We start from the raw sequence: 23,288 nt of genomic DNA, 5'->3' as shown, positions 1-23,288 counted from the left end.
TCTCCTAACGAAAAGTAGCTGTTTGACCAGCGCGGCAATTGTGCGTTCGCAGGCAACGCTTGTCGCGTGGAAAATCTGTTCCAGACGGTCGCCAGCGACGTCCTGCGCCTCTGGTAGAATTTGCCAGATCTTCCTCCTACTGCCGAAAGTGGCCGCCCGTTGCCGATCTGGAATGCGCCGGGTGCCGGGCCGCTTTACTGGAATCTGCTTCGATGAGTCACGCTGTTTTTCGCCTGCGCGCCGAATGCCTTGCGCGCAGTACCCGTCCCTTTGTCGCCCGTGGCTCGCGGTCGCCTCGCTGCCCGGGATGCCGAGTGGCCTTCGAATACTGCTTCTGTGCCTGGCGCCCCGAGGTGCCTGTGCGTTCGGGCGCGTGCCTGCTGATGTACCACTCGGAGCCCATGAAGCCGAGCAATACCGGTTGGCTGATCGCCGACCTGGTGCCGGATACCTGGGCATTCGGCTGGTCCCGCACCGAGGTGGATGAGGTGCTGCTGGCGCTGCTGGATGATCCGCAGTGGCAGCCTTATCTGGTGTTCCCCGGCGAATACGTGGAGCCCGAGCGAGTCGTGGACCGAGTGGAGGCCGAGGAGGGCAAGCGACCGCTGTTCATCCTGCTGGACGCCACCTGGGCCGAAGCCCGCAAGATGTTTCGCAAGAGCCCTTACCTGGATCGCTTCCCGGTGCTGAGCCTGACCCCCGAGCAGATATCCCGCTATCGCCTGCGCCGTTCCAAGCGTGACGAGCACCTGTGCACCGCGGAAGTCGGGGCCTTGTGTCTGGAGTTGGCTGGGGATGAGCAGGCGGGGGCCGCGCTGAATGCTTACCTGGATGTTTTTACCGAGCGCTATCTCGACGCCAAGCGGGCCCTGCCCCTGGATGAGGAGAGCCCGGCGCACCAGGCATTGCGCGCCTTCCTCTGATCAGGCGGGCGCCTTTGCGGGCTCGGGCTGCGGCAGGTGCTTTTGCGGCCAGAGTTGGGCCACCAGCATGCCGACGAACATCAAGGCGCAGCCGAAGTACCCGCGTGCGTGGAGGGATTCGTCCAGCAGCAGGGCGCCGGCAATGGCCGCGAACACCGCTTCCAGCGACAGGATGATGGCCGCGTGCGAGGCAATGGCATGACGTTGCGCCACGACTTGCAAGGTGTAGCCGATGGCGACGGCGATCACGCCGCCATAGAGGATGGCCGGGCCAGCCTGAAGAATGGCGTCGACCTTGATTTCCTCGAATACGACCGCCAGGACCAGGCTGACCACCGCGCAGACTGCGAACTGCAGGATGGACAGACGGATCGGGTCATAGCGGCTGGCGAAGAAACCGACCAGCAGCACGTGCACGCCCCAGACGCAGGCGCCGGCCAGTTGCAGCCAGTCGCCGGACGCAACGTGGAAGCCTTCGCCGACGCTGAGCAGGAACATCCCCACCACCGCCAGGCAGGCACCCAGCCAGGTACCCAGGCCCGTGCGATGGCCAAGGAAGAGGCCCAGTAGCGGCACAATGATGACGTAGAGGCCAGTAATGAAACCGGAGTTGGTGACCGTGGTGAAGAGCAGGCCCACCTGCTGCAGATTGATGCCCAGCGACAGCGCCAGCCCCATAAGCAGGCCGCCCAATAACATGCCGCGGTTGAGCGGTTGCTTCACCGCGGGTCTGGGCAGGATCAGCAGCAGCGGCAGGAGGATGAGGGCGCCGAGGGTGAAGCGCAGGCCGGTGTAAAGGAAGGGGCCGATCGCGTCCATGCCCAGGCGCTGGGCAACGAAGGCCGCGCCCCAGATGGCAGCGGTGATCAGCATCAGGATGTCGGCGCGCAGGGCTTGGCTTCGCATGGAGATTCTCGACGGGAAAAGCCGAGAACTTTGCCGCAAAGCGTTCGACTTGACCACCCCGTTCCGGCTCGGCATGCTGAGCGCCGCTTTACGGCCTGCCTGTATCAAGCTTCGGGCCTGGCCAGCGTATCCCGTCGTGCCGAAAAGCTTCTCCTCACCCCCGGAGAGGCGTGTCTGGGCCCATTACAAAAAGGACATGCCCATGGCCTCATACGAAATCCTCATCGCCGATGACCACCCGCTGTTTCGCAGCGCCCTGCAGCAAGCCCTGACCCTGGGCCTCGGGCCGGATGCGCGGCTGGCGGAAGCGGCGAGCATTGCCGAGCTCGAAACCCGCCTGGCCGAGCGCGCCGACTGGGACTTGGTCCTGTTGGACCTGAACATGCCCGGCGCCTACGGTTTCTCCGGCTTGGTGTTGTTGCGTGGACAGTACCCTCAGATCCCGGTTGTGATGATCTCCGCCCAGGAAGAAGCCGCAGTGGTGGCGCGTTCCCGCGAGTTCGGCGCCAGCGGATTCATTCCCAAATCCAGTCCGCTCGAAGTCATCCAGAATGCTGTGCGTGCGGTCCTCGATGGCGATACCTGGTGGCCGCCTCAACTGGAAGAGGCCCAGGCCCTGTCCGACGAAGCCAAGACCGCCAGCGAGGGCCTTGCCAGCCTGACGCCCCAGCAGTTCCGTGTGTTGACCATGGTCTGCGAGGGGTTGCTGAACAAACAGATCGCCTTCGAGCTGCATGTGTCCGAAGCCACGGTAAAGGCCCACGTTACGGCCATCTTCCGCAAGCTCAATGTGCGGACCCGTACCCAGGCCGCGCTGCTGCTGCAACAGATGGAATCGATTCCTTCGGCCTGATCCGGGTCATTTCACGCAAATTTGAAGCGCGTTGCGCTAGGCTGCGCGCTCCTTTTCTTCAGTTCCGTCTTCTATGTCGCCATTCAAAGGCCAGACCGGCCTCAAACGCATCCTCAACGCCGCCGGCTATTCCCTCGACGGCCTGCGCGCCGCCTTCACCGGGGAAGCCGCGTTCCGTCAATTGGTGCTGCTCAACGTGGTGCTGATCCCGTTGTCGTTCTTCCTTGATGTCAGCCGCGGCGAACGCGCGTTGATGATCGGCGTGTGCCTGCTCGCACTGATCGTCGAGTTGCTGAATTCGGCGGTGGAAGCGGCCATCGACCGCATTTCCCTCGAGCGACATCCGTTGTCGAAGAATGCCAAGGACATGGGCAGCGCTGCGCAGTTCACCGCACTGACCCTGATTACCGCAGTCTGGGCAACGATTCTGCTCGGCTGAGGTTCTCAGGCGATCGGCGGTAGCACGATCTCGTCGCTCCGGCTGACCCCCGCAGTCAGTGCCCGGCACTGATCGAGGAATTCGCGCATGGCAGCGGTCTGGTACTTCTGCCTGTGCCAGATGAAATAGAACTGCCGGCGCAGGTCGATCCCAGGGGTTTCCACGGGCACCAGGCTGCCGCGGCGGAAGGCGTCGCGCAGGGCCAGCCGCGAGATGCAGCTGATGCCCAGGCCCGATTCCACTGCGCGCTTGATGGCCTCGGTGTGTTCCAGCTCCAGGCGGATATTCAACGGCGTGGGGTGATGGCGCATCGCCTGGTCGAAGGTCAGCCGGGTGCCCGAGCCCTTCTCACGAAGGACCCAGGCTTCCCGGCTCAGCTCCTCCAGGCTCGCCTGGCCTTTTGCGGCCAGGGGATGGCGGGGTGCGCAGAACACCACCAGCTCATCCTCTACCCAGGGCTGGACCTCGATATCCGGATGTTGGCAATCGCCTTCGATTAGACCCAGATCAAGTTCGTAGAGGGCGATCTGCTGGACGATGTTCGCCGTGTTCTGCACGTGCAGGCTCACCTGGCACTCGGGATGGCGCTGCATGAAGGCGCCGATCAGCAGGGTCGCCAGGTAGTTGCCTACCGTGAGGGTGGCGCCGACGTCCAGGGAGCCAAAGCCAGTCTTGCCGTTGAGCAGGTCTTCGATCTCCCGGGCCTGATCCAGCAGGGCCACGGCCTGGGGCAGCAGTTGGCGACCCAGGGCGTTGAGGCTGAGTCGCTTGCCGGCGCGATCGAACAATTGGCAACTGGACTGGCGCTCCAGTTCGGTCAGCGAGGTGCTGGTGGCGGACTGCGACAGGGACAGCTGCTCAGCCGCGCGGGACACGCTTTCCTGCTGGGCGACCGCGACGAACACCTGGAGCTGACGGAGAGTAAATCGCATATCTATATAACCGATAACCTATATCTTGATAATTCAGTTAACAGATATTGTGGCGGTCATTACAATGGCGCGCAATTGCACCCCCTCCAGGGGCGCTGGCGACTTCCAAATTTTCGGAGCCCCCGTAAATGAGCAACATGAACTCCGAGCGCATCCTCAGCGTTCATCACTGGAACGACACGCTGTTCAGCTTCAAGTGCACTCGCGATCCGGGCCTGCGCTTCGAGAACGGTCAGTTCGTCATGATCGGCCTGCAGCAGCCCAGTGGCCGTCCGCTCATGCGCGCCTACTCCATTGCCAGCCCGAACTGGGAAGAGCACCTGGAGTTCTTCAGCATCAAGGTGCCGGATGGCCCGCTGACTTCCCAGCTGCAGCACCTGAAGGCAGGCGACGAGATCATCATCAGCAAGAAGCCCACCGGCACGCTGGTTCTCGATGACCTGAACCCCGGCAAGCACCTTTACCTGCTGAGCACTGGCACCGGCCTCGCGCCCTTCATGAGCGTGATCCAGGACCCGGAAACCTACGAGCGCTTCGAGAAGGTGATCCTGGTCCACGGCGTGCGCTACGTGAACGAAGTAGCCTACCGCGAGTTCATCACCGAGCACCTGCCGCAGAACGAGTTCTTCGGTGAGGCGGTGAAAGACAAGCTGATCTACTACCCCACCGTTACCCGCGAACCCTTCGAGAACCAGGGCCGCCTGACCGACCTGATGCGCAGCGGCAAGCTGTTCGAAGACATCGGCCTGCCGCCGATCAACCCGCAGGACGACCGCGCCATGATCTGCGGTAGCCCTAGCATGCTCGACGAGACCAGCGAAGTTCTCGACAGCTTCGGCCTGAAGATCTCCGCGCGTATGCGTGAGCCGGGCGATTACCTGATCGAGCGAGCCTTCGTCGAGAAGTAAGCGCTGCCCCAAGACAGAGCCCGCCAATTGGCGGGCTCTGTCGTTTCCGGGTGTCACACCGGGAAGCTGAAACGCTGCCCGGAGATGGCCGGATGATAGATGGGCTGGATCTTGTTCCCGGCCGGGTCCAGTACATGGAAGCTGTGGGCGCCGTCGCCATGGGCGAAGGGACGGTCCAGCATGGTCACGCCCTGGGCCTTGAGGTAGTGGTACCAGGCGTCCAGCTCTTCAAGGCTGTCTACCACGAAGCCGTAATGGTCCACCGCCTGCACGCCGCTGCTGGGAGCGAAGGCTCGGCCGAGGGACAGGTTGTCATTGCCGCAGGTGAGGTAGACCAGGTCTTCATTGGCGCGGTTTAGGACTTCCATGCCCAGCACCTCCACGTAGAAGCGTTCGCACTCCTCCAGATTGGGCACGACGATGGCGATATGACGCAGGCCGTTGAGGCGGCTTGGACGGCTGGGCATTTCTTTGACTCCAGTTTTGTATACAATTTTATGGAAATATAAGACAAAGCGGAGTTAAACGTGTACTGCCTTCTTCTCAAGACCCGCCTGCGCCCCGGTAGCCTGGACGCATTCATGGATGCCATGCGCATCAACGCCGCGGCTTCGGTGCGCGATGAGCCCGGTTGCCTGGTGTTCGATGTACTGCAAGACCGCAGCGACCCCGATCTCGTCTGGCTCTATGAGGTCTACACCGACGAAGCCGCCTTCGAGGCGCACATGCTGACCCCGCATTTCCTTGCCAGCCGGCCGCTGATCAACCCGCTGATCCTCGAGCAGGACGCCATCGAGGCGGATTCCCTGGCGCTCAACGCTGCCCGCCAGCTCGCCACGTAGGGTAGAAATCGCTCTTCATTTCCACCATCGTCGCCAGCGTCGAGCGTCATTGGTGGATCGATGAGGCGTGATCCACCCGGAATCAGCCCCGCGCGATTTCCAGAACACGAATCCGCCCCGGCTCGGGGTAGTGCCAGCGAACATCCACATCCCACAGCCGCGCCCCGTAGCGGCGTTCGGGTTCGGGCTTCTGGTAGGCCGGGCGCGGGTCCTGGGCCAGGCACTGCTCCACTAGCTCGGCCAGGGGCTCGCCCAGGCGCTGGCTATGCTCGCGGGCCTGGAGCAGGGCGGCGGGGGCCCAGTCCACCGGAATCAGTTCCGGCGCGGCATCGGCGATCGCGTTCAGCGCAGTGTCCTGACAGTCGGCGTAGGGCACGTAGGGCTTGATGTCGATGATCGGCGTACCGTCCAGCAGGTCGATGCCGGACAGCCAGAGGCGCCCGGCCTCCACCTTCTCCAGCTTCACCACCGACTGGCCGATACCGTTGGGGCGGTGGGTGGAGCGACTGGCGAACACGCCGATGGACTGGTTACCACCCAGGCGCGGCGGGCGTACCTTCAACCGTGGCTTGTCTTCCAGGGCCTGGTGGAAGAGGAACAGCAGCCAGATGTGGCTGACCTGTTCCAGCCCCGCCACGGCATCGCCGCTGTCGAAGGGGGGCACCAGTTCCAGCACGCCACGGGCGGCAGGCGCCAGGTGGGGCTGGCGGGGTATGGCGAACTTTTCCTTGAAGCAGGAACGGACGTAGCCGACTGGGGAAACGCTGTGCTGCATATCAGTAGGACACGCGGCAGCCGGCGTCGCGGAAGGGCCCGCCCAAGCGCTGCCAGCCTTCGCCGGGGCTGGTCTGGGCGCAGGTCAGCGCGCCATCCAGCTTGCTCTGCCAGATGAAGAAGGGTGCCGGCGCGGCGAAGCTCGAAGCTGCGAGGGTGAGTAGAAGTGTCAGGAGGGCGAGGCGCATGGGCGGAGTCCGGTGGATAGCGCGGCTACCCTAGCGCCGGCCCATGCGCTGCGCAAGCGATGCGTTACAGGTGGAAACCACCGTCGATGGGGATAATGTTCCCGGTCATGTAAGCGCCCGCCGTGCTGGCCAGGCTGATGGCCAGTGCGGCCATTTCCTCGGCGCGGCCCCAGCGTTTCATCGGGATCAGCGCGGTATCGCGCGCCATGGCGTCAGGATCGCTGGCGATGAACCGCGTCATCTTGCTGGGAAAACGGCCGGGGGCGATGACGTTGACGTTGATGTGCTCGCCCACCAGCTCCCGCGCCAGCAGGCGCGACAGCTGGTGCAGCGCGGCCTTGCTCGGGCCATAGGCATATGCTTCCTCGCCGTGGGAGGTGATGCCCGCGACCGAACCGATGTTGATGATCCGCGCCGGGTTGGCTGCATTGCCGGCCGCGCGCAGCAGCGGCAGCAGTTGCTGGATGCAGCTGAACACCGAGGTCACGTTGAGCTGCATGACCTTCTCCCAGCCCTTCACCGGGTAGCTTTCCAGGGGAGCGCCCCAGGTGGTGCCGGCGTTGTTCACCAGGATGTTCAGCTGTTCGAGGTGCTGTTGCAGTGCGTCGGCCAGGGCTTTGGCGCCTTCCTCGCTGGAAAGGTCGGCCGTCAGGCCGTGGCATTCGCCAAAGGCCGAGAGTTCGGCAGCGGCTTCACGGCAGGCTTCGGCATCGCGAGCGCAGATGAACACGCGCGCACCCGCCTCAAGGAAGCCCTGGGCAATCATCCGCCCGATACCACGGGTGCCGCCGGTGACCAGGGCGGTGCGACCCTGGAGGTTGAAGTAGGGGTGCATGCTGCAGTCCTCGCGAGTGAGCCTGGAAAGGCCCATACCCTAGCCCCGACTGTGCCGGGGCGGGGGCATTATCGAGGCGCGGAATACAGCGGCATTTCAGGCCGGTGCGGCCTGGGCGGCGGCCAGTTCGGCGTCTTTGGCCAGGGCTCGCTTGTAGGCCGGGCGTTCGATGAAACGGGCGATGTAGCCCTTGATCGCCGGCACTTCCGGGATCAGCCCGAACTGCGTGGTCCAGTTCAGCGCACTGCCCCAGAGCACGTCGGCGGCGGTGAACTGTTCACCCAGCAACCAGGGGCCTTTCTGCAATTGCGCGACCAGGGTTTTCATCACACTGTCGAAGTCGCCGTAGGGCGAGCGAGCCTCGGGGATGGGCTCGCGCTGCTGTACCCGGTCTACCACGGCTGGCTCGAAGCAGGAGCCGTAGAACACCATCCAGCGTAGGTAAGGCCCGCGCAACGGGTCGCCCAGCGGTGGTGCCAGCCTGGCTTCGGGGTAGAGGTCGGCAAGGTAGAGATAGACTGACACCTGCTCGGTCACGACCGCGTCGCCATGGGTGAGGGTGGGCACCTTGCCCATGGGGTTGATAGCGAGAAACTCAGGTTGGCGCTGCTCGCCGAGCTTCATGTTCATCACGTGGAGCTTGTAGTCGGCGCCGAGTTCTTCCAGCAGCGTCAGGGCACCAGTGGAGCGGGTGTAAGGGCAGTGATAGAGGGTTACCTGGCGGTTTTGTGGGGTCATTGTTGTGGTTCCGCTTGGTCCGTGGATGGAGCGAGTCTAGACCCTGGCTCTAGGCCCTGCCGCTGCGGCGCAGCCGGCGAAGTACCCAGTGGCGGTAAGCGAGCGACAGGAGTGGTTTGACCAGAGGCAGGCCGATCAGCCAGGCCAGCGGTGCCAGCCTGGGGACACGGGACAGCAGGAGGATGTAGGCGTCGAGTTCGCGGTAGAGGCGGCCGCTCTCGTCCTGAACATGGAGTTCGGTGAGGGCCAGGTAGGGATCGATGCCGAGGACGCGCAGTTCGGCGTCGCGACCGGTGATGTCGATCCATTCCACGCCTTCGGTGGCGCGGGGCAGGGATTCGTACCAGCGGCGGTCGGCGATGCAGCGGGGGCAGGCGCCGTCGTAGAAGACCTTGAGCATGGCGGGCTCCGGTGATGGGGATCGCTGCGCTCCAGCGGAACGCCGCTCGCCACATCCTACGACTCGATTCGACCTCTGTGTTCAGTCACAGTGCATCAGCTGTACCAAGAAAGAGCCCCGCATCAGCGGGGCTCTTTCAGCACAACATCACATCAGACCAACTCGGCCCACATGTCGTACTCGTCGGCATCCACGATGCGCACGCGCACTTTGTCGCCCGGCTTCACGCTGGTGGATTCGATGAACACGCTGCCGTCGATTTCCGGCGCGTCCGCCCAGGAGCGGGCCACGGCGCCTTCGTCGTCGACTTCGTCGATAAGCACTTCGACTTCACGGCCGATCTTCAGCTGCAGGCGAGCGGTGGAGATGGCCTGCTGGTGCGCCATGAAGCGCTCCCAGCGGTCCTGTTTCACATCGTCCGGCACCGGTTCCAGGCTCAGGTCGTTGGCCGGGGCGCCGTCTACCGGCGAGTACTGGAAGCAGCCAACGCGGTCCAGCTGGGCTTCTGTCAGCCAGTCCAGCAGGTATTGGAAGTCTTCCTCTGTCTCGCCGGGGAAGCCGACGATGAAGGTGGAGCGGATGGTCAGGTCCGGGCAGATCTCGCGCCACTTCTTGATGCGCGCCAGGGTCTTGTCTTCGAAAGCCGGGCGCTTCATGGACTTGAGCACCTTCGGGCTGGCGTGCTGGAAGGGGATGTCCAGGTAGGGCAGCAGCTTGCCTTCGGCCATCAGCGGAATCACGTCATCCACGTTCGGGTACGGGTAGACGTAGTGCAGGCGTACCCACACGCCCATGGCGGAGAGTGCCTCGCACAGTTCCAGCATGCGGGTCTTGACCGGCTGGCCGTTCCAGAAGTCCAGCTTGTACTTGAGGTCGACGCCGTAGGCGCTGGTGTCCTGGGAGATCACCAGCAGCTCTTTCACGCCGGCCTTGACCAGGCGCTCGGCCTCGGAGAGCACATCGCCCACCGGGCGGCTGACCAGCTTGCCGCGCATGGAGGGGATGATGCAGAAGCTGCAGCTGTGGTTACAGCCTTCGGAGATCTTCAGGTAGGCGTAGTGGCGCGGGGTCAGCTTGATACCCTGCGGAGGGACCAGGTCGACGAAGGGGTCGTGGTCGGCCTTGGGAGGCACGACCTCGTGCACGGCGCTGACTACCTGCTCGTACTGCTGCGGGCCGGTCACGGCCAGCACGCTCGGGTGCACATCACGAATGGAATCTTCGGATACGCCCATGCAGCCGGTGACGATTACCTTGCCGTTCTCGGCGATGGCCTCGCCGATGGCGTCCAGGGATTCGGCCTTGGCGCTGTCAATGAAACCGCAAGTGTTGACCACGACCACGTCGGCATCCTGGTAGGTCGGTACGATCTCGTAACCTTCCATGCGCAGTTGGGTGAGGATGCGTTCGGAATCGACTGTGGCCTTTGGGCAACCCAGGCTGACGAATCCGACTTTGGGGGTGGCGGTGGACATTGCGGCTAACCTCGATGGGCGCTCGGAAGGGCGCCTCTGATCAAAAAGTGCGCAATTCTAGCGGCAGGCGAAGGCCATTTCCACCCTCATCTGTTGTCATTTCGCAGCTAGCCTGTAGGAAGCTGGCGGAGCGAAAGCGGGATGCTTCTCGTTGCCGGGAAGGCTAATGAGGCGTTGCGCGCCAACAGTCATCAGCAGGAAGGTTCAGATGAGCGAGAGCATCACTCAACCCGCCGAGCCCCACGCCGGACATACGGCCTCAGGGTTCGGCCTTCTGGTCGCCGCCGCCGGGGTGGTTTACGGCGATATCGGTACCAGCCCGCTGTACACCCTCAAGGAGGTGTTTTCCGAACAGTATGGGGTCCAGGTCAATCACGATGGGGTCCTGGGGATACTGTCCCTGATCTTCTGGTCGCTGATCTGGGTGGTATCGATCAAGTACGTGCTGTTCATCCTGCGTGCCGACAACGATGGCGAGGGCGGCGCCATGGCGTTGACCGCGCTGGCGCAGCGGGCCGCCAAGTCGTATCCGCGACTCAAGGCGGCGGTGCTGCTGCTCGGGTTGTTCGGGACCGCGCTGTTCTATGGTGACAGCATGATCACACCGGCGATTTCGGTGCTGTCGGCCATCGAGGGCCTGGACCTGGCGTTCGACGGTATCAGCCACTGGGTCGTACCCTTGTCACTGATCGTGCTGGTGGGGTTGTTCCTGATCCAGAAGCACGGCACCGCGCGGATCGGCATCTTCTTCGGGCCAATCATGGTGCTCTGGTTCAGCGTGCTGGGTGCTCTCGGCGTCTTCGGGATCGTCCAGCAGCCCGAGGTGCTCAAGGCCCTGAATCCCTACTGGTGCGTGCATTTCTTCATTACCCATCCGGGCGTGGGCGTGGCCATACTCGGAGCAGTAGTGCTGGCCCTGACCGGAGCCGAGGCGCTCTACGCCGATATGGGTCACTTCGGCCGCAAGCCCATCGCCCGCGCCTGGTTCTACCTGGTGCTGCCGGGCCTGGTGCTGAATTACTTCGGCCAGGGCGCGGTGATCCTCGGTGATGCTTCCGCTGCGCGTAACCCCTTCTATCTATTGGCGCCGGGCTGGGCGCTATTGCCCATGGTGCTGCTGTCCACCCTGGCGACGGTAATTGCGTCCCAGGCGGTGATTTCCGGTGCGTTCTCCCTGACCCACCAGGCCATGCAACTGGGCTACATCCCGCGCATGTTCGTGCAGCACACGTCGCAGCAGGAGCAGGGGCAGATCTATATCGGCGCGGTGAACTGGGCGTTGATGGTGGGCGTGGTGCTGCTGGTGCTGGGCTTCGAGTCGTCCAGTGCGCTGGCCTCGGCCTATGGCGTGGCGGTGACCGGCACCATGCTGATCACTACGCTGCTGGTGTCCGTGGTGATGCTGCTGTTGTGGAAAACCCCCTGGTGGCTGGCGATTCCGGTGTTGCTGGGCTTTCTCTTCGTCGACAGCCTGTTCTTTGCCGCCAACGTGCCGAAGATCTTCCAGGGCGGTGCATTCCCGGTTGTCGCCGGTGCCGCGCTGTTTGTCCTGATGACCACCTGGAAGCGTGGCAAGCAGATCGTGGTTGAGCGTCTGGACGAAACCGCGCTGCCGTTGCCCCTGTTCATCTCCAGCATCCGCTCGCAGCCGCCGCACCGGGTGCAAGGCACCGCCGTGTTCCTCACCGCGCGGACGGACGCCGTGCCCCACGCGCTGTTGCATAACCTGCTGCACAACCAGGTGCTGCACGAGCAGGTGGTGCTGCTGACCGTGGTGGGCGAGGACACGCCGCGGGTAGCGGCGGACCGGCGTTTCGAGGTGGATGCCTATGGAGATGGCTTCTTCCGGGTGATTCTTCACTTCGGATTCATCGAGGAGCCGGACGTGCCGGCGGCGTTGAAGCTCTGTCATCTCAATGAGCTGGCTTTCAGCCCGATGAGCACCACCTATTTCCTCAGCCGCGAGACGGTCATTCCCACCAAGCGCATCGGTATGGCGCGCTGGCGCGAAGCGCTGTTCGCATTCCTGTTGAAGAACGCCAACAGCAACCTGAAGTACTTCAACCTGCCGCTGAACCGGGTGATAGAACTGGGGACGCAGGTGGAGATCTGAGGGGGACGGAAAGTAGGGTGCGCCGTGTGCGCCGCAACACCGCGCGAGGGGGCCGGTGCGTGCGGCGCACCCTACCGGACAGGGCGCTTAGCCGCGTCCCGGCAGCATCCGCACCAGAGTGTTGTCCCGGCTCACATAGTGGTGGAACAGCGCCGCCACCGCGTGCAGGCCGATCAGCCAGTATCCGGCGGTGCCCGCCAGTTCATGGAGTTCCTTGATCTGCCCGGCCAGTTCCTTGTTCGGACCGATCAGGGCCGGTAGTTCCAGGCCGAAGAAGGGGGTGGGCTTGCCGGCGGCGCTGAGGATCAGCCAACCCGCCAGGGGCGCGCCGATCATCAGGGCGTAAAGCGCCAGGTGCATCAGCTTGGAGAGCGCGTTCTGCCAGCCTGACGGAGCGGGCTGAATGGCGGGCGTTGGCGCGATCATCCGCCCGATCAGGCGCAGCCCGACCAGGAAGAACACGGCCATGCCGAGCATGAAGTGCCACTGCTTGAGCAGTTCGCGGGTGTCGCTGCCTTTGGGAAAGTTGCCCTTCAATTCGATACAGGCATACACGGCGGCGATCAGCACCAGCATCAGCCAGTGCAGGGTGATGGACAGGCTCCCATAGCGGGCAGGTGTGTTGTTGAGACTCATCACGGTTCCTCTTTCTCGTCTTTTATGGCGAAACGGGCGGGCAGGATAACCGCGTTGTCTTAAGCGAATCTGAACCTGGGTCAATCCTTGGCCACTGATTCCTGGCGTTTCGCCACCGCTGCCAGCAGTTTCTCCGCCAATGCCGGGTAGTTTTCGTCGTAATGGTGGCCGCCGGGCAGTTCGAGGTTTTCCCCCACGGCGCCCGGTTGGGTGCAGCCGCTTTCATTGGCCTCTTCCTTGCCGAACACGCAGAGCACCTTGGCTGCCGGTAGTTTCGCCAGTTCCGGGCCGGTGGCGGCTTCCTGGCCGGCCTTGCCGAGCCAGCCCTGCACTTCGATCTCGAAGTTGCCGCTGCGGGCCAGGGCCAGCAGCAGGATGGCATCCACCTGATCCTGGTCCGCCTTGGGCAGGTGGTTGTAGAAGGCCGGCAGCACGTCGGCGCCGAAGGAGTAGCCGGCCAGCACGAAGCGCCTGGCGCCCCATTTTTCGCGGTACTCCTTCATCAGCCGACTGAGGTCGGCGGCGCCTTGTTCCGGGCTCTTGTGTTGCCAGAAGTAGCGCAGGGCGTCGATGCCGACCACCGGGTAGTCGCGCTTGGCCATTTCATCAGCCACGGCACGGTCCAGGTCGCGCCAGCCGCCGTCGCCGGAATAGAACAGGGTCACGGTCCCGGCGGGTTTTGACGCGGGCACTTCCACCACCGGCAACGGCTCGCCCTGGCTCTGAAGCAGACTTTGCAGGCGTTGCAGCAGGAGCTGCACCAGGCTGGTGTCGTAGTCGCTGATCAGGGTTTCGGCGTTGGCCTGGTTACGGGCGAAGGCGGCGCTGGGGTCGTCCGGGTTGTCGTTCCAGGCCACCAGCCAGTGGCCGTGAGGCGCTTTCTGCGGCAGGGCGCTGGAGCAGTCCGGGGCATCCAGGCTGAAGTCAACGGACAGGGCCCGGGCATTGTCATCGGCCTGGCTGGCCAGCCAGCGCCAGGCGAATACGGCACCCGGGCCGATGCCAGCCACCAGGGTCGGCTCGCCGCCGAGTTGTTCGCGCGCCTGCTGCAGGCGTTGTTGTTGGGCCGTGCAGTCTTTGGCTGGCAGGTCCAGTTGCAGGAGCCGGGCGTTGTTGCCGCGGGCCAGCGCCAGGAGGTCGGCGTCGGCCAGGCGCTGGTCACCGTTGGCCACCAGGAGTACGCGGTGTTGCACCGCGCCAGCGGGGGTGGCCAGGGTGATGGGGCTGCCGTCGGGCTGCTTGAGGCGGTCGAGTTTCGCCTGGGGCACCGGGCGACTCCAGACCAGCAGGGCCGCACCCACCAGGGCGAGGATCAGGATCAGCAGCAGGTGTCGCCAGTTGCGCTTGAGCATGTGCACCTCAACGTTTGACCAGGCCAGTGAAGCCGCCGGCGATCAGGGCCGCGGTATCGGCCAGCGCCACCAGCGGATCGAGACCGGCGGGCACGGCCATGTAGCGCGGCTCCCAGTCGGGCTGGAACTTCTCCTTGAAGCGGCGCAGGCCCTGGAAGTTGTAGAACTGCTCGCCACGGCGAAACACCAGGGCGCCCAGACGCTGGGTGAGGGGGGCGCCACGGCGCGGCTGCAAACCCGCCAGCGGCACCATGCCCAGGCTGAAGCGGGTATGACCGCGCTCTTTGTAGTGCAGCAGCAGGCTGAGCATGAGGAACTCCATGGTGAGCTTCGGCGCCTGCGGATGCACTCGCATCAGGTCGATGCTCGACAAGGTGTTGCCTTCGGTTTCCAGCAGGTTGGCGAAGGCCACCGGTTTGCCCTCGAACTGGATGGTGGCAATGCGGAAGTGGTTCAGGTAATCGGGGTCGAAACGGCCCAGGGAGAAGCCTTTTTCGCGGGCCTGCTTGCCCTGCATCCAGGCCTCGGAGATGGCGCGCAGCGAGTCCAGCGGGGCGGCACCTGCTTCATGGATCTCCAGGGCAAGGCCGTCGCGCTGGCCACGGCTAAGGGTATAGCGCAGGTCCTTCATGGCTTTGTTCTTGGCGTCCAGGTCGAAGCGGGGCAGGTCGACGCGCGCCTCTTCGCCCAGTTTCAGCGCCGACAGTCCGATGTCCATGTAGTAGGGCAGGTTCTCCGCGCGTACCTGATAGAACACCGGCCGCGCGTGGTGGAAGTCGCACAGGTCGCGGAATTGCCAGATCAGCTCGGCACGGCGGGCGGCCGGGCCGATGGGGTCGAATAGCGCCACCAGGCTGCGGCCGCGGCGGGCATACATGAGGAAGGCATCACCCTGTGGGTGGAAGAGCAGGGCTTTGTCGCCGGTCAGCACCAGGCCGCCATCGGGCTGGTCGGAGCTGCGGATCACCTCGGCGGCGCGTTGCAGTTCCTCTACCGTGGGCTCGTGGATGGTCGGTGGCACCGGCCGCAGCAACCAGGCGAGGGCGATGCCGGCCAGCAGCACGCCGCTGGCCAGGGAGGCGCGCAGGGAGCGCGGGGCGTCGCCGTCCACTGCGAACTGCCACCACAGCTCGTGGTTGTAGGGCACGTCCTGGAAGGCGAAGAACATCAGCCAGAGCGCGGCCAGCAGCACGCAGGCGCTGGCCGCGAGGTTGAGCGGCGAGAAGGGGACTTCGAGCAGGCGGCTGGGGCGGTAGAAGGCCGATCGGAAGATGGCCAGCAGCACGGCGGTCATGGTCAGCAGGCTGGCTTCTTCCCAATCGAAGCCCTTGAGCAGCGAAAGCCCGGCGCCGGCCAGCAGCAGCACCACGGTCAGTGCCCAGGCCGCCGACAGGCGATGGCGCAAGCCGTGAGCTAGCAGCAGGCAGAGCACGCCCACCAGGCTGGCGGCCAGGTGCGAGGCATCGATCAGGCGATGGGGAATCAGGAAGCTCAGGTGCTCCAGACGCGTATCTACCGCTGGGGTGACGCCGGAGAACAGCAGCACGACGCCAGACAGGAACACCAGCAGCGACAGCACCGGAGCCGCCAGGCCAGAGGCGGCGCGCAGGGCCTGGCGGCCCGCCGGGAACAGGCGTTGGGCTTCATTGGCCAGCAGCAACAGGCAGGCCAGGACCAGGGGCAGGCCGACATAGATCAGGCGGTAGAGCAGCAGGGCTGCGGCCAGCGGCGCCGCCCCCAACTGGCCGGCGAAGGCCGCCAGCAGCACGGCCTCGAACACCCCGACGCCGCCGGGGACATGGCTCAGTACGCCAGCGGCCAGGGCCAGCATGTAGACCAGCAGGAAGGCGCCGAGCGGCGGGGCTTCGGGCAGCAGGGCGTAGAGCACGCAGGCGGCGGCGCAGACGTCCACCACGGTAATCAGCAGTTGCAAGCCCGACAGACGCAAGCCGGGCAGGCGCACACTGCGGTTGCCCAAGGGAATATCGATGCAGCCTGGCACTGGAGCTTGCGGGGCCCGCTGGCGAGATATCCACAGGATCAAGAGTGCACCGGCCAGCAGCACGCCCAGGGCCAGGACGGTCACCAGGCTTTGCGGCAGGCGCAGGGCCAGTGAGGCGGCGGCCGGTGCGCTGAGGGCGGCCAGGGCAGCCAGTGGCGGCAGGGCCGAGCCCAGGGCCAGGCTGGCAAAGAGAGTGATGCGAGCGATATCCGCCGCGCCGAGGTTGTCACGGCTATAGAGACGGAAACGCACCGAGCCACCGGTGAGCATGGACAGCCCCACGGCGTTGCCGACGCCGGACGCGCAGAAGCTGCCCAGGGCCATGCGTTGAAGGGGCAGGTGAACCCCGGCGAAGCGGCAGCCGGACCATTCATAGCCGACGTAGGCGATGAAACTGACGGTCGTAGCGCCCAGGGCCAGCAACAGACTGCTGCCGGGAACCTCGCGGATCGCGGCACGCAGGGCGTTGGGGTCGAGTTCCCGCAGCAGATGCCAGCAGGCCAGCAGGCCGAGGACGAACACCAGCAGGGTGAACGCGATGACGATCCACTGTCGGTAGGCGGTGAGGTTGTCGAGCCAGCGGAGTGGGGCGGGTTCGTCGTTGGGCTGGCCGTTGGCCGGGGTTTCCACGTTATCCAATTGCGGATCGTTGGCGCGCATCGTGCACCTCTGGGCAGTGTGCGCCACTGAGTGTGGGCGCCGACATCAAGTTCCAAGTGTCAGGCCGAATTTTTCTTCGCGGGCATCGCGGCCGGCACCGGGTGCAGAAGCGCCCGGTACGCCGGCAAGTCTAGGCGAGCCTGGTGTACGGCCGCAGTGGGCGGCCGAGGTAGGAAAACCTTGGGCGGCAATTTGTCGCGGGCGGAGCCCCGCCGGTCAGTGCCAGGCCGAGTGGGTCTCCCAGTCGCGGAACTGCTCGGCAGGGATCGGCTGGCTGATCTTGTAGCCTTGGGCGATATCGCAGCCGTACTGGCCGAGCTGGTTGAAGGTCGTCTGGTCTTCCACGCCTTCGGCGACGACCGTCAGGTCGAGGTTATGGGCCAGTTCGATGATGGAGCGGACGATCTTGGCCGAGCCGTCGTTGGTGCTCATGCGGCTGACGAAGGATTGGTCGATCTTCAGTGAGTCCACCGGCAGCTTCTGCAGGTAGGCGAGGGAGGAATAGCCGGTGCCGAAGTCGTCGATGGTCAGGCGGGCATCCAGTTCCTTGAGCGCAGACAGGGTCTGCAACGAGGCCACCGGATCTTCCATCAGCGCGCTTTCGGTCAGTTCGAACTCGATCCAGTGGGGTTTTGCCCCCCAGGTGGCGAATGAGCCCTGGATGCGCTCCAGCAACCGAGGGTCGCGCAGGTCGTGGGCCGAGAGATTGACCGAAATGGGGCGCTCGTCGCCTTCCTCCTGCCAGGCGTAGCGCTGGCCGAGCGCGGTATCCAGCACCCAGAGGGTCAGCGGGGTGATCAGGCCAGTGTTCTCCGCTAGTTTGACGAACGCGTCCGGCGGCAGCATGCCATGTAGCGGATGGCGCCAGCGCACCAGGGCCTCGGTGCCGCAGACCCGGTTACTGGCGATCTCCACCTTGGGCTGGTAGTAGAGCAGCAATTCGTTGCGGTCGATGGCGCGACGCAGATCCCCCATCAGTGTCAGGTGCTGGGCGCATTCCTGATCCAGACCGCCCTGGAACACGGCAAAGCCGGCATTGGAGCGCTTGGCCTGTTCCATCGCGCTGCCGGAACGGCGGATCAGTGCTTCGGGCGCAGTGCCATGGCCGGGGTAGAGGGCGATGCCGATGCTCGCGCGCGCCTCCAGGTAAAGGCCGGACAGTTCCACCGGGTCATACAACGCCGTGAGGATCTGCTTGGCCAACTGCGAAGCCTGCTCGGCGCCACCGCTGGGCATGAGCACGGCGAACTCGCATTCGCCCATCCGCGCCACGGTGCGTTCCGCGCCCACGGCCTGCTTCAGGCGGTTGGCGATTTCCAGTTGCAGGCGGTCGCCTTCGCGGAAGCCAAGGGTTTCGTTGATTTCCTGATTGCGGGCGATCTCCAGATGCAACAGCCCGAAGGCGCGGCGCTCCTGGCGGGCGTTGACGATGGCGGTATCCAGTAATTCGCGCAGGCTCAGCCGGTTGGGCAGGCCGGTCAGGGTGTCTTCATAGGCCATCCGCCGGATGGTCGCTTCAGCCTCCACGGCCCGGGCACGGGTGCGCAGGGTGGCGATGCCGAAGCCCAGGTCATTGGCCATCGCCAACAACAGTTCCACTTCCTTCTCGTCGAAGGCATCGGCGCTGGCAGCCATGATCACCAGCATGCCGACGAGCGCGTCTTCTACCTGCAGGGGCAGTGCCAGGGCGGCGGCAAAACCCAGCTCGCGGGCCTCCTCGTGCAGGGCGGCGGCGGGATTGTCGAGCAGGTCGCGCATCACCAGTGGATGGCCGGCCAGCAGCACCTGTTCCAGCTCGCCATGGAAGTTGCTGTCGTGGCTGCCTGCGCCCCAGCCCTGGCAGATGCCGTTGGCGGCGTGGCAGGCCATCACTTTATAAGAAGGGCGCTCTGGATCGTTCTGGCGGTAGTCGACCCAGGCCTGGCAGTAGCCGCATTCGTCCACCAGCACCTGGCAGATATCCGCCAGCAGCGGTGTTTCCTGGGTGGCGTGTATGACCGCGTGGTTTACCGCCACGCGGGTGGCCAGTGCTCGATTGAGTGATTCGACCTGGAGCTCGGCTTGCCGGCGCTTGGCTTTGCCGCGCAGGGCTTGCAGCCCAAAGGCGAGGTCGTCGGCGGCTTCGCTGAGCAGCTCCAGTTCCCGCTCGCCGAAGGCATCCGGCTCCTTGGCGCAGATGGCCAGGGCACCGAAGATCTGGCCGTCCACCCGCAGGGGCAGGGACAGGACCGAGGCAATACCGTGGGTGATGGCGCGCTCCCGCCATGGGCTGAGCCGGGGATCGGTGAGGATATTGCGCGTGATGGTCGGGACGCCGGTACGGATGGCGGTGCCGGTGGTGCCGTGACCGCGCTCGCGGTCGGCCCAGGTGATGTTGAGGGAGTCGATATACTCCTTGTCGAGTCCGGCATGGGCCAGGGGCGTCACGGATTGCGCTTCGTCCTGTTCGGCGCGGCCGACCCAGGCCATGCGGTAACCCCCTTCCTCCACCACCACCCGGCAGATTTCCTGGAACAGGAAGCACGGATCCTCGGCGCGCAACAGGGCGCGGTTGCAACCGCTGAGCGTCCGCAGGGCGCGGTTGAGGTATTCGACTTCCTCGCTGGAGGCACAGTGCGCGGGCATGGCCAAGCTCCATCTGTGGATGGGTGCGCTAGAAGTATAGAGGTGGTGGGTTGCCCGGGCGGGCGGCTGACGGACAGCTTGGACGGACGGAGAGAAAGGGGTGGAAACGAAAAAGGCCACTCCGAAGAGTGGCCTTTTTCTCATGTTGGTTGCGGGAGCTGGATTTGAACCAACGACCTTCGGGTTATGAGCCCGACGAGCTACCAGACTGCTCCATCCCGCGCCGGCAATTCTACAGATCGGCGGGGGGCTGTCAAATGATTTCTGCTTTTTAAATCAAATACTTACTTCGAGCCCAAACGAAAAAGGCCACTCCGAAGAGTGGCCTTTTTCTCATGTTGGTTGCGGGAGCTGGATTTGAACCAACGACCTTCGGGTTATGAGCCCGACGAGCTACCAGACTGCTCCATCCCGCGGTCGCCATTCTACATTTCTGCGGGGGGCTGTCAAACGGTTTCTGAAGGAAAATCTTTTTCTCTCAAATATTTAGCGACTCGGGGCGTTTATTACGATCGGTCCGGAACGGTGCTCGAGGCGTCTCCGTCGGGCTGGAGAGCGTCCTTGGCTGCGGTATCATGGCCCGGTCCGGGGCCTTGTCCGGCGCTGCTCATCCTTCACCGCCTGCCACCGGAAACCCCCGCGCCGTCAGCTGCCATGTCGCAACGAAAGATCATCCACATTGACTGTGATTGCTTCTACGCCGCCATCGAGATGCGCGACGACCCCGCGCTCGGGGGCAAGCCGCTGGCCGTTGGGGGCTCGCCGGATAAGCGCGGCGTGGTCGCAACCTGCAATTACGAGGCGCGGGCCTACGGGGTGCGCTCAGCGATGCCGATGCGTACGGCAGTCAAGTTGTGCCCGGACCTGACCATCGTTCGGCCGCGGATGGATGTCTATAAAGGTGTATCGCGACAGATTCACCAGATTTTTCGCGACTACACGGAGGTCATCGAGCCCCTGTCCCTGGACGAGGCTTACCTGGACGTATCCGACAGCCCGCATTTCAACGGCAGCGCGACACGCATTGCCCAGGATATCCGCCGGCGGGTGGCGGCGGAGCTGCATATCACGGTGTCTGCCGGGGTGGCGCCGAACAAGTTCATCGCCAAGATCGCCAGCGACTGGCGCAAGCCCGACGGTTTGTTTGTGGTCACGCCCGACCAGGTGGACGATTTCGTCGCCGCGTTGCCGGTGAACAAGTTGCATGGGGTGGGCAAGGTTACAGCGGAAAAGCTGGCGCGCCTGGGCGTGCGCACCTGCGCCGACCTGCGCGACTGGAGCAAGCTGGCGCTGGCGCGGGAGTTCGGCAGCTTCGGCGAGCGCCTCTATAACCTCGCCCGGGGGGAAGACGATCGCAGCGTGCAGGTGGACAGCCGGCGGCAGTCCATCAGTGTCGAGAACACCTACGACCAGGACCTGCCCAACCTGGAGGCGTGCCTGGAGCAACTGCCGGCCTTGCTGGACGAGCTGCGCGGACGCATGGCGCGGCTGGACAGCAGTTACAAGCCGGACAAGCCCTTCGTGAAACTGAAGTTCCACGACTTTACCCAAACGACCCTGGAGCAGGCCGGAGCGCGCCGCGACCTGGACAGTTATCGGCAATTGCTCAGCACAGCTTTCGCCCGCGGGGACAAACCGGTGAGGTTGATCGGGGTAGGGGTGAGGTTGCAGGACCTGCGGGGGGCGGTCGAGCAACTGAGCCTCTTCTGAGGCATGGCCTGCTTTTCTGTGGCGAATTCATTCGCGAAGGGCCTCATCGCGAATGAATTCGCTCCCACAAGGAAGGCAACGGGAATGAGGGGGACTTTAGCCTTCCACCGGCCACAGCCGGATCGGTTTGCCCTCGGCCGGCCACAGGCGCAACTGGTCGATGGGGGAGACGTCCCAGCGCTGCACCTTGCCCAGTGCCTCGAGGAAGCGTTGTTCCTGTTCCATCAGGGCGGGGGCGCACATCTTGCGGGTGCTGCCGGCGGCGCCGAAGGTCAGCTTGCCGCCTTCCAGGGTGTAGGAGGCGAACCAGTGGTTGCAGCCGGCGTTGCCATAGGCGCGGTTGTCGTCGCCCAGGGTGATGGTCAGGTGGCTGCGGTCGATCAGCGGGCGTTCGCCGATCCATTCCACCTGGTAGGTCGTGCCGGTATCCAGTTGCGGGCGATCGGTCGCGCAGCCGGTGAGGGCAGCGGCCAGTGAGGCCAGCAGCAAAGCGTTCCGGGTCATGGTGTGTCCTCCTGACGGCAGTTCGGGCAGAAGTGCTTGCCGGCGTGGTTGCGCCAGCCCAGCTCGGCGATGCGCGCTTCGGCGGCGGGCGTCTGGGCTTGCTTGCCAAGACCGCCGTCGACGGCGAACTCGAAGTCCAGGTGTTTGCCGCAGGCGTCGCAATCCACCTGCCAGTTGTGAATCGAGAGTTCCTTGAAGACCGGGCCCTTGGCCACCGCCAGCCACTGGCCGGGCGGGTTGATCAGGTGACGCACCTTGTCCACGGTCAGGCGCATGCTGAGGTCGCGGCTGCCCTTGAGGGTGACCAGCAGGGTGTCGCCGGTCTGGATGGAGCCGCCGGTGCCTGTGACCTGATAGAGGCCGGGCGACAATGCGCGGCATTCATTCAGGGTGTGGGCGGGGTTGAGCAGGTTGTAGCGAAAATCGTGTTCGGCCATAGGTCCTCCGGCTAGGGCACGCATCCTAACATGGCCTATGAGTCCACCTGATGGCACGGCCACCCGGCGGCCCAGGCGCTGATGTTGTCCAGTGTGGTGCGCGCGATGGCGGCCAGGGCCTCGCGGGTGAGGAAGGCCTGGTGGGCGGTGACGATTACGTTGGGGAAGGTCAGTAGCCGTGCCAGTACATCGTCCTGCAAGGGCAGATCGGAGCGGTCCTCGAAGAACAGGTTGGCTTCCTCTTCATAGACATCCAGGCCCAGGTAGCCGAGCTGCCCGGACTTGAGCGCGTCGATCAGCGCGGGGGTGTCGACCAGGGCGCCGCGCCCGGTGTTGATCAGCATGGCGCCGGGTTTCATCCGTTCCAGGCTCCGGGCGTTGACCAGATGCCGGGTGCTGTCGTTGAGGGGGCAGTGCAGGCTGATGATGTCGCTGTTGGCGAGTAGTTCCGGCAGCTCGACATAGACCGCGCCCAGCACTTCCACACTGGGATTGCGCTGGGGGTCGAAGGCCAGCAGTCCGCAGCCGAAGCCCGCCATGATGCGGGCGAAGGTCGCGCCGATCTGGCCGGTGCCGACCACGCCGACCGTCTTGCCTACCAGGTCGAAGCCACTCAGGCCGTGGAGGGTGAAGTCGCCTTCGCGAGTGCGGTTGTAGGCGCGATGGAGGCGGCGATTCAGCGCCAGGATCAGCGCCACGGCATGCTCGGCCACGGCGTGGGGCGAGTACGCAGGCACGCGTACCACGGTCATTCCCAGGCGCTTGGCGGCGGCCAGGTCGACGTGGTTGTAGCCTGCCGAGCGCAGGGCGATCAGTCGGGTGCCGCCGTTGGCCAAGCGTTCCAGGACCGGGGCAGACAGGTCGTCGTTGATGAAGGCGCAGACCACGTCGAAGCCATTGGCCAGCGTGGTGGTGTCGAGGGTCAGCCGTGCCTGCTGGAAGTGCAGTTCGAAGGTGGGGCTGGCACCGAGAAAGCTTTCGCGGTCATAGGCCTGGCTGCTGAACAGAATGGTGCGCATGGAATCTCCTTGGTTGT

General features: G+C 64.6%; 23 protein-coding genes and 2 tRNA genes. 7 read left to right on the top strand and 18 right to left on the bottom strand.

The window, feature by feature from the left end:
- The first annotated feature begins 212 nt into the window (after positions 1 to 212).
- A complete protein-coding gene (locus THL1_RS22440) occupies positions 213 to 923 on the top strand; it encodes a tRNA-uridine aminocarboxypropyltransferase (protein WP_069085290.1) in 711 nt (236 codons plus the stop codon).
- Here the strand turns inward: THL1_RS22440 and THL1_RS22435 are convergent, their stop codons facing one another.
- Complete coding sequence (locus THL1_RS22435; RefSeq protein WP_414703696.1) at positions 924 to 1,904, bottom strand: DMT family transporter; 981 nt, start codon at positions 1,902 to 1,904, stop codon at positions 924 to 926. It lies immediately after the preceding gene.
- 127 nt (positions 1,905 to 2,031) lie between these two features.
- On the opposite strand from THL1_RS22435, the gene erdR reads away from it, so the two are divergent.
- Positions 2,032 to 2,682, top strand: coding sequence for a response regulator transcription factor ErdR (erdR, locus tag THL1_RS22430; RefSeq protein WP_069085288.1), 651 nt, complete (start codon positions 2,032 to 2,034; stop codon positions 2,680 to 2,682).
- Positions 2,683 to 2,755: 73 nt separating this feature from the next.
- Entirely contained in the window at positions 2,756 to 3,121 is a 366-nt protein-coding gene (locus tag THL1_RS22425) for a diacylglycerol kinase (RefSeq protein ID WP_069085287.1), read from the top strand.
- 5 nt (positions 3,122 to 3,126) lie between these two features.
- Here THL1_RS22425 and THL1_RS22420 read toward each other — a convergent pair whose 3' ends face one another.
- Complete coding sequence (locus THL1_RS22420; protein ID WP_069085286.1) at positions 3,127 to 4,053, bottom strand: LysR family transcriptional regulator; 927 nt, start codon at positions 4,051 to 4,053, stop codon at positions 3,127 to 3,129.
- Positions 4,054 to 4,181: 128 nt separating this feature from the next.
- Here THL1_RS22420 and fpr point away from each other — a divergent pair, with 128 nt between their 5' ends.
- Positions 4,182 to 4,961, top strand: coding sequence for a ferredoxin-NADP reductase (gene fpr, locus THL1_RS22415; RefSeq protein WP_069085285.1), 780 nt, complete (start codon positions 4,182 to 4,184; stop codon positions 4,959 to 4,961).
- Between the two features lie 53 nt (positions 4,962 to 5,014).
- Here the strand turns inward: fpr and THL1_RS22410 are convergent, their stop codons facing one another.
- Entirely contained in the window at positions 5,015 to 5,428 is a 414-nt protein-coding gene (locus THL1_RS22410) for a VOC family protein (RefSeq protein WP_069085284.1), read from the bottom strand.
- 60 nt (positions 5,429 to 5,488) lie between these two features.
- Between THL1_RS22410 and THL1_RS22405 the strand changes: the two genes are divergently transcribed.
- Positions 5,489 to 5,803 carry a putative quinol monooxygenase gene (locus THL1_RS22405; protein WP_069085283.1) on the top strand — a complete coding sequence of 105 codons (315 nt, stop codon included), beginning with the start codon at positions 5,489 to 5,491 and terminating at the stop codon, positions 5,801 to 5,803.
- 82 nt (positions 5,804 to 5,885) lie between these two features.
- On the opposite strand, the gene tsaA is transcribed toward THL1_RS22405, so the two are convergent.
- From tsaA to rimO, 6 genes are all read right to left on the bottom strand, one after another.
- Positions 5,886 to 6,578, bottom strand: a complete 693-nt coding sequence (tsaA, locus tag THL1_RS22400; RefSeq protein WP_069085282.1) for a tRNA (N6-threonylcarbamoyladenosine(37)-N6)-methyltransferase TrmO — start codon at positions 6,576 to 6,578, stop codon at positions 5,886 to 5,888.
- A 1-nt stretch (position 6,579) separates the two neighbouring features.
- Positions 6,580 to 6,765 (bottom strand): hypothetical protein, encoded by a 186-nt coding sequence (locus tag THL1_RS22395; protein WP_069085281.1) that lies wholly within the window; start codon positions 6,763 to 6,765, stop codon positions 6,580 to 6,582.
- Positions 6,766 to 6,829: 64 nt separating this feature from the next.
- Positions 6,830 to 7,600, bottom strand: a complete 771-nt coding sequence (locus tag THL1_RS22390) for an SDR family oxidoreductase (RefSeq protein ID WP_069085280.1) — start codon at positions 7,598 to 7,600, stop codon at positions 6,830 to 6,832.
- A gap of 96 nt (positions 7,601 to 7,696) precedes the next feature.
- Positions 7,697 to 8,338 carry a glutathione S-transferase family protein gene (locus THL1_RS22385; RefSeq protein ID WP_069085279.1) on the bottom strand — a complete coding sequence of 214 codons (642 nt, stop codon included), beginning with the start codon at positions 8,336 to 8,338 and terminating at the stop codon, positions 7,697 to 7,699.
- 49 nt (positions 8,339 to 8,387) lie between these two features.
- The gene (locus THL1_RS22380) at positions 8,388 to 8,738 is read right to left on the bottom strand and encodes a thiol-disulfide oxidoreductase DCC family protein (protein ID WP_069085278.1); all 351 of its coding nucleotides are present in this window, start codon (positions 8,736 to 8,738) and stop codon (positions 8,388 to 8,390) included.
- 152 nt (positions 8,739 to 8,890) lie between these two features.
- Entirely contained in the window at positions 8,891 to 10,213 is a 1,323-nt protein-coding gene (rimO, locus tag THL1_RS22375) for a 30S ribosomal protein S12 methylthiotransferase RimO (RefSeq protein ID WP_069085277.1), read from the bottom strand.
- A gap of 208 nt (positions 10,214 to 10,421) precedes the next feature.
- Here rimO and THL1_RS22370 point away from each other — a divergent pair, with 208 nt between their 5' ends.
- Complete coding sequence (locus tag THL1_RS22370; protein ID WP_069085276.1) at positions 10,422 to 12,326, top strand: potassium transporter Kup; 1,905 nt, start codon at positions 10,422 to 10,424, stop codon at positions 12,324 to 12,326.
- An 87-nt stretch (positions 12,327 to 12,413) separates the two neighbouring features.
- Here THL1_RS22370 and THL1_RS22365 read toward each other — a convergent pair whose 3' ends face one another.
- The 6 genes from THL1_RS22365 to THL1_RS22340 form a co-directional block, all read right to left on the bottom strand.
- Positions 12,414 to 12,962, bottom strand: a complete 549-nt coding sequence (locus THL1_RS22365; protein ID WP_069085275.1) for a cytochrome b — start codon at positions 12,960 to 12,962, stop codon at positions 12,414 to 12,416.
- An 80-nt stretch (positions 12,963 to 13,042) separates the two neighbouring features.
- Complete coding sequence (locus tag THL1_RS22360; protein WP_069085274.1) at positions 13,043 to 14,314, bottom strand: virulence factor family protein; 1,272 nt, start codon at positions 14,312 to 14,314, stop codon at positions 13,043 to 13,045.
- 7 nt (positions 14,315 to 14,321) lie between these two features.
- On the bottom strand, positions 14,322 to 16,976 hold the full coding sequence (gene mprF, locus THL1_RS22355) for a bifunctional lysylphosphatidylglycerol flippase/synthetase MprF (RefSeq protein WP_069085273.1): 2,655 nt from the start codon (positions 16,974 to 16,976) through the stop codon (positions 14,322 to 14,324).
- Between the two features lie 216 nt (positions 16,977 to 17,192).
- A complete protein-coding gene (locus THL1_RS22350; protein WP_069085272.1) occupies positions 17,193 to 19,601 on the bottom strand; it encodes a bifunctional diguanylate cyclase/phosphodiesterase in 2,409 nt (802 codons plus the stop codon).
- A gap of 146 nt (positions 19,602 to 19,747) precedes the next feature.
- Positions 19,748 to 19,824 (bottom strand) — tRNA-Met (locus THL1_RS22345).
- A 116-nt stretch (positions 19,825 to 19,940) separates the two neighbouring features.
- Positions 19,941 to 20,017: transfer RNA gene (locus tag THL1_RS22340), tRNA-Met, on the bottom strand.
- 238 nt (positions 20,018 to 20,255) lie between these two features.
- Between THL1_RS22340 and dinB the strand changes: the two genes are divergently transcribed.
- A complete protein-coding gene (gene dinB / locus THL1_RS22335) occupies positions 20,256 to 21,311 on the top strand; it encodes a DNA polymerase IV (protein WP_069085271.1) in 1,056 nt (351 codons plus the stop codon).
- Positions 21,312 to 21,407: 96 nt separating this feature from the next.
- On the opposite strand, the gene THL1_RS22330 is transcribed toward dinB, so the two are convergent.
- From THL1_RS22330 to THL1_RS22320, 3 genes are read right to left on the bottom strand one after another with little or no spacing between them, the layout of a single operon-like run.
- Positions 21,408 to 21,815, bottom strand: coding sequence for an META domain-containing protein (locus THL1_RS22330; RefSeq protein WP_069085270.1), 408 nt, complete (start codon positions 21,813 to 21,815; stop codon positions 21,408 to 21,410).
- Positions 21,812 to 22,252 (bottom strand): hypothetical protein, encoded by a 441-nt coding sequence (locus tag THL1_RS22325; protein WP_069085269.1) that lies wholly within the window; start codon positions 22,250 to 22,252, stop codon positions 21,812 to 21,814. The genes THL1_RS22330 and THL1_RS22325 overlap by 4 nt, the downstream gene beginning before the upstream one ends.
- 35 nt (positions 22,253 to 22,287) lie before the next feature.
- On the bottom strand, positions 22,288 to 23,271 hold the full coding sequence (locus THL1_RS22320; protein ID WP_069086608.1) for a 2-hydroxyacid dehydrogenase: 984 nt from the start codon (positions 23,269 to 23,271) through the stop codon (positions 22,288 to 22,290).
- Between the last annotated feature and the right edge of the window lie 17 nt (positions 23,272 to 23,288).

This window comes from Pseudomonas sp. TCU-HL1, assembly GCF_001708505.1.
Lineage (GTDB): Bacteria > Pseudomonadota > Gammaproteobacteria > Pseudomonadales > Pseudomonadaceae > Metapseudomonas.
The sequence above is the reverse complement of the archived record's forward strand: the minus strand, read 5'-3'. Positions and strand labels throughout refer to the sequence as shown.

Coding starts and splice junctions, on each gene's coding strand:
- THL1_RS22395 (WP_069085281.1), bottom strand. CDS start 6,765: ATGCGCCTCGCCCTCCTGACACTTCTACTCACCCTCGCAGCTTCGAGC.
- fpr (WP_069085285.1), top strand. CDS start 4,182: ATGAGCAACATGAACTCCGAGCGCATCCTCAGCGTTCATCACTGGAAC.
- THL1_RS22350 (WP_069085272.1), bottom strand. CDS start 19,601: ATGCCCGCGCACTGTGCCTCCAGCGAGGAAGTCGAATACCTCAACCGC.
- mprF (WP_069085273.1), bottom strand. CDS start 16,976: ATGCGCGCCAACGATCCGCAATTGGATAACGTGGAAACCCCGGCCAAC.
- THL1_RS22380 (WP_069085278.1), bottom strand. CDS start 8,738: ATGCTCAAGGTCTTCTACGACGGCGCCTGCCCCCGCTGCATCGCCGAC.
- dinB (WP_069085271.1), top strand. CDS start 20,256: ATGTCGCAACGAAAGATCATCCACATTGACTGTGATTGCTTCTACGCC.
- THL1_RS22330 (WP_069085270.1), bottom strand. CDS start 21,815: ATGACCCGGAACGCTTTGCTGCTGGCCTCACTGGCCGCTGCCCTCACC.
- THL1_RS22385 (WP_069085279.1), bottom strand. CDS start 8,338: ATGACCCCACAAAACCGCCAGGTAACCCTCTATCACTGCCCTTACACC.
- THL1_RS22320 (WP_069086608.1), bottom strand. CDS start 23,271: ATGCGCACCATTCTGTTCAGCAGCCAGGCCTATGACCGCGAAAGCTTT.
- THL1_RS22435 (WP_414703696.1), bottom strand. CDS start 1,904: ATGCCGAGCCGGAACGGGGTGGTCAAGTCGAACGCTTTGCGGCAAAGT.
- THL1_RS22360 (WP_069085274.1), bottom strand. CDS start 14,314: ATGCTCAAGCGCAACTGGCGACACCTGCTGCTGATCCTGATCCTCGCC.
- THL1_RS22390 (WP_069085280.1), bottom strand. CDS start 7,600: ATGCACCCCTACTTCAACCTCCAGGGTCGCACCGCCCTGGTCACCGGC.
- THL1_RS22365 (WP_069085275.1), bottom strand. CDS start 12,962: ATGAGTCTCAACAACACACCTGCCCGCTATGGGAGCCTGTCCATCACC.
- THL1_RS22420 (WP_069085286.1), bottom strand. CDS start 4,053: ATGCGATTTACTCTCCGTCAGCTCCAGGTGTTCGTCGCGGTCGCCCAG.
- tsaA (WP_069085282.1), bottom strand. CDS start 6,578: ATGCAGCACAGCGTTTCCCCAGTCGGCTACGTCCGTTCCTGCTTCAAG.
- erdR (WP_069085288.1), top strand. CDS start 2,032: ATGGCCTCATACGAAATCCTCATCGCCGATGACCACCCGCTGTTTCGC.
- THL1_RS22410 (WP_069085284.1), bottom strand. CDS start 5,428: ATGCCCAGCCGTCCAAGCCGCCTCAACGGCCTGCGTCATATCGCCATC.
- THL1_RS22370 (WP_069085276.1), top strand. CDS start 10,422: ATGAGCGAGAGCATCACTCAACCCGCCGAGCCCCACGCCGGACATACG.
- THL1_RS22325 (WP_069085269.1), bottom strand. CDS start 22,252: ATGGCCGAACACGATTTTCGCTACAACCTGCTCAACCCCGCCCACACC.
- rimO (WP_069085277.1), bottom strand. CDS start 10,213: ATGTCCACCGCCACCCCCAAAGTCGGATTCGTCAGCCTGGGTTGCCCA.
- THL1_RS22425 (WP_069085287.1), top strand. CDS start 2,756: ATGTCGCCATTCAAAGGCCAGACCGGCCTCAAACGCATCCTCAACGCC.
- THL1_RS22440 (WP_069085290.1), top strand. CDS start 213: ATGAGTCACGCTGTTTTTCGCCTGCGCGCCGAATGCCTTGCGCGCAGT.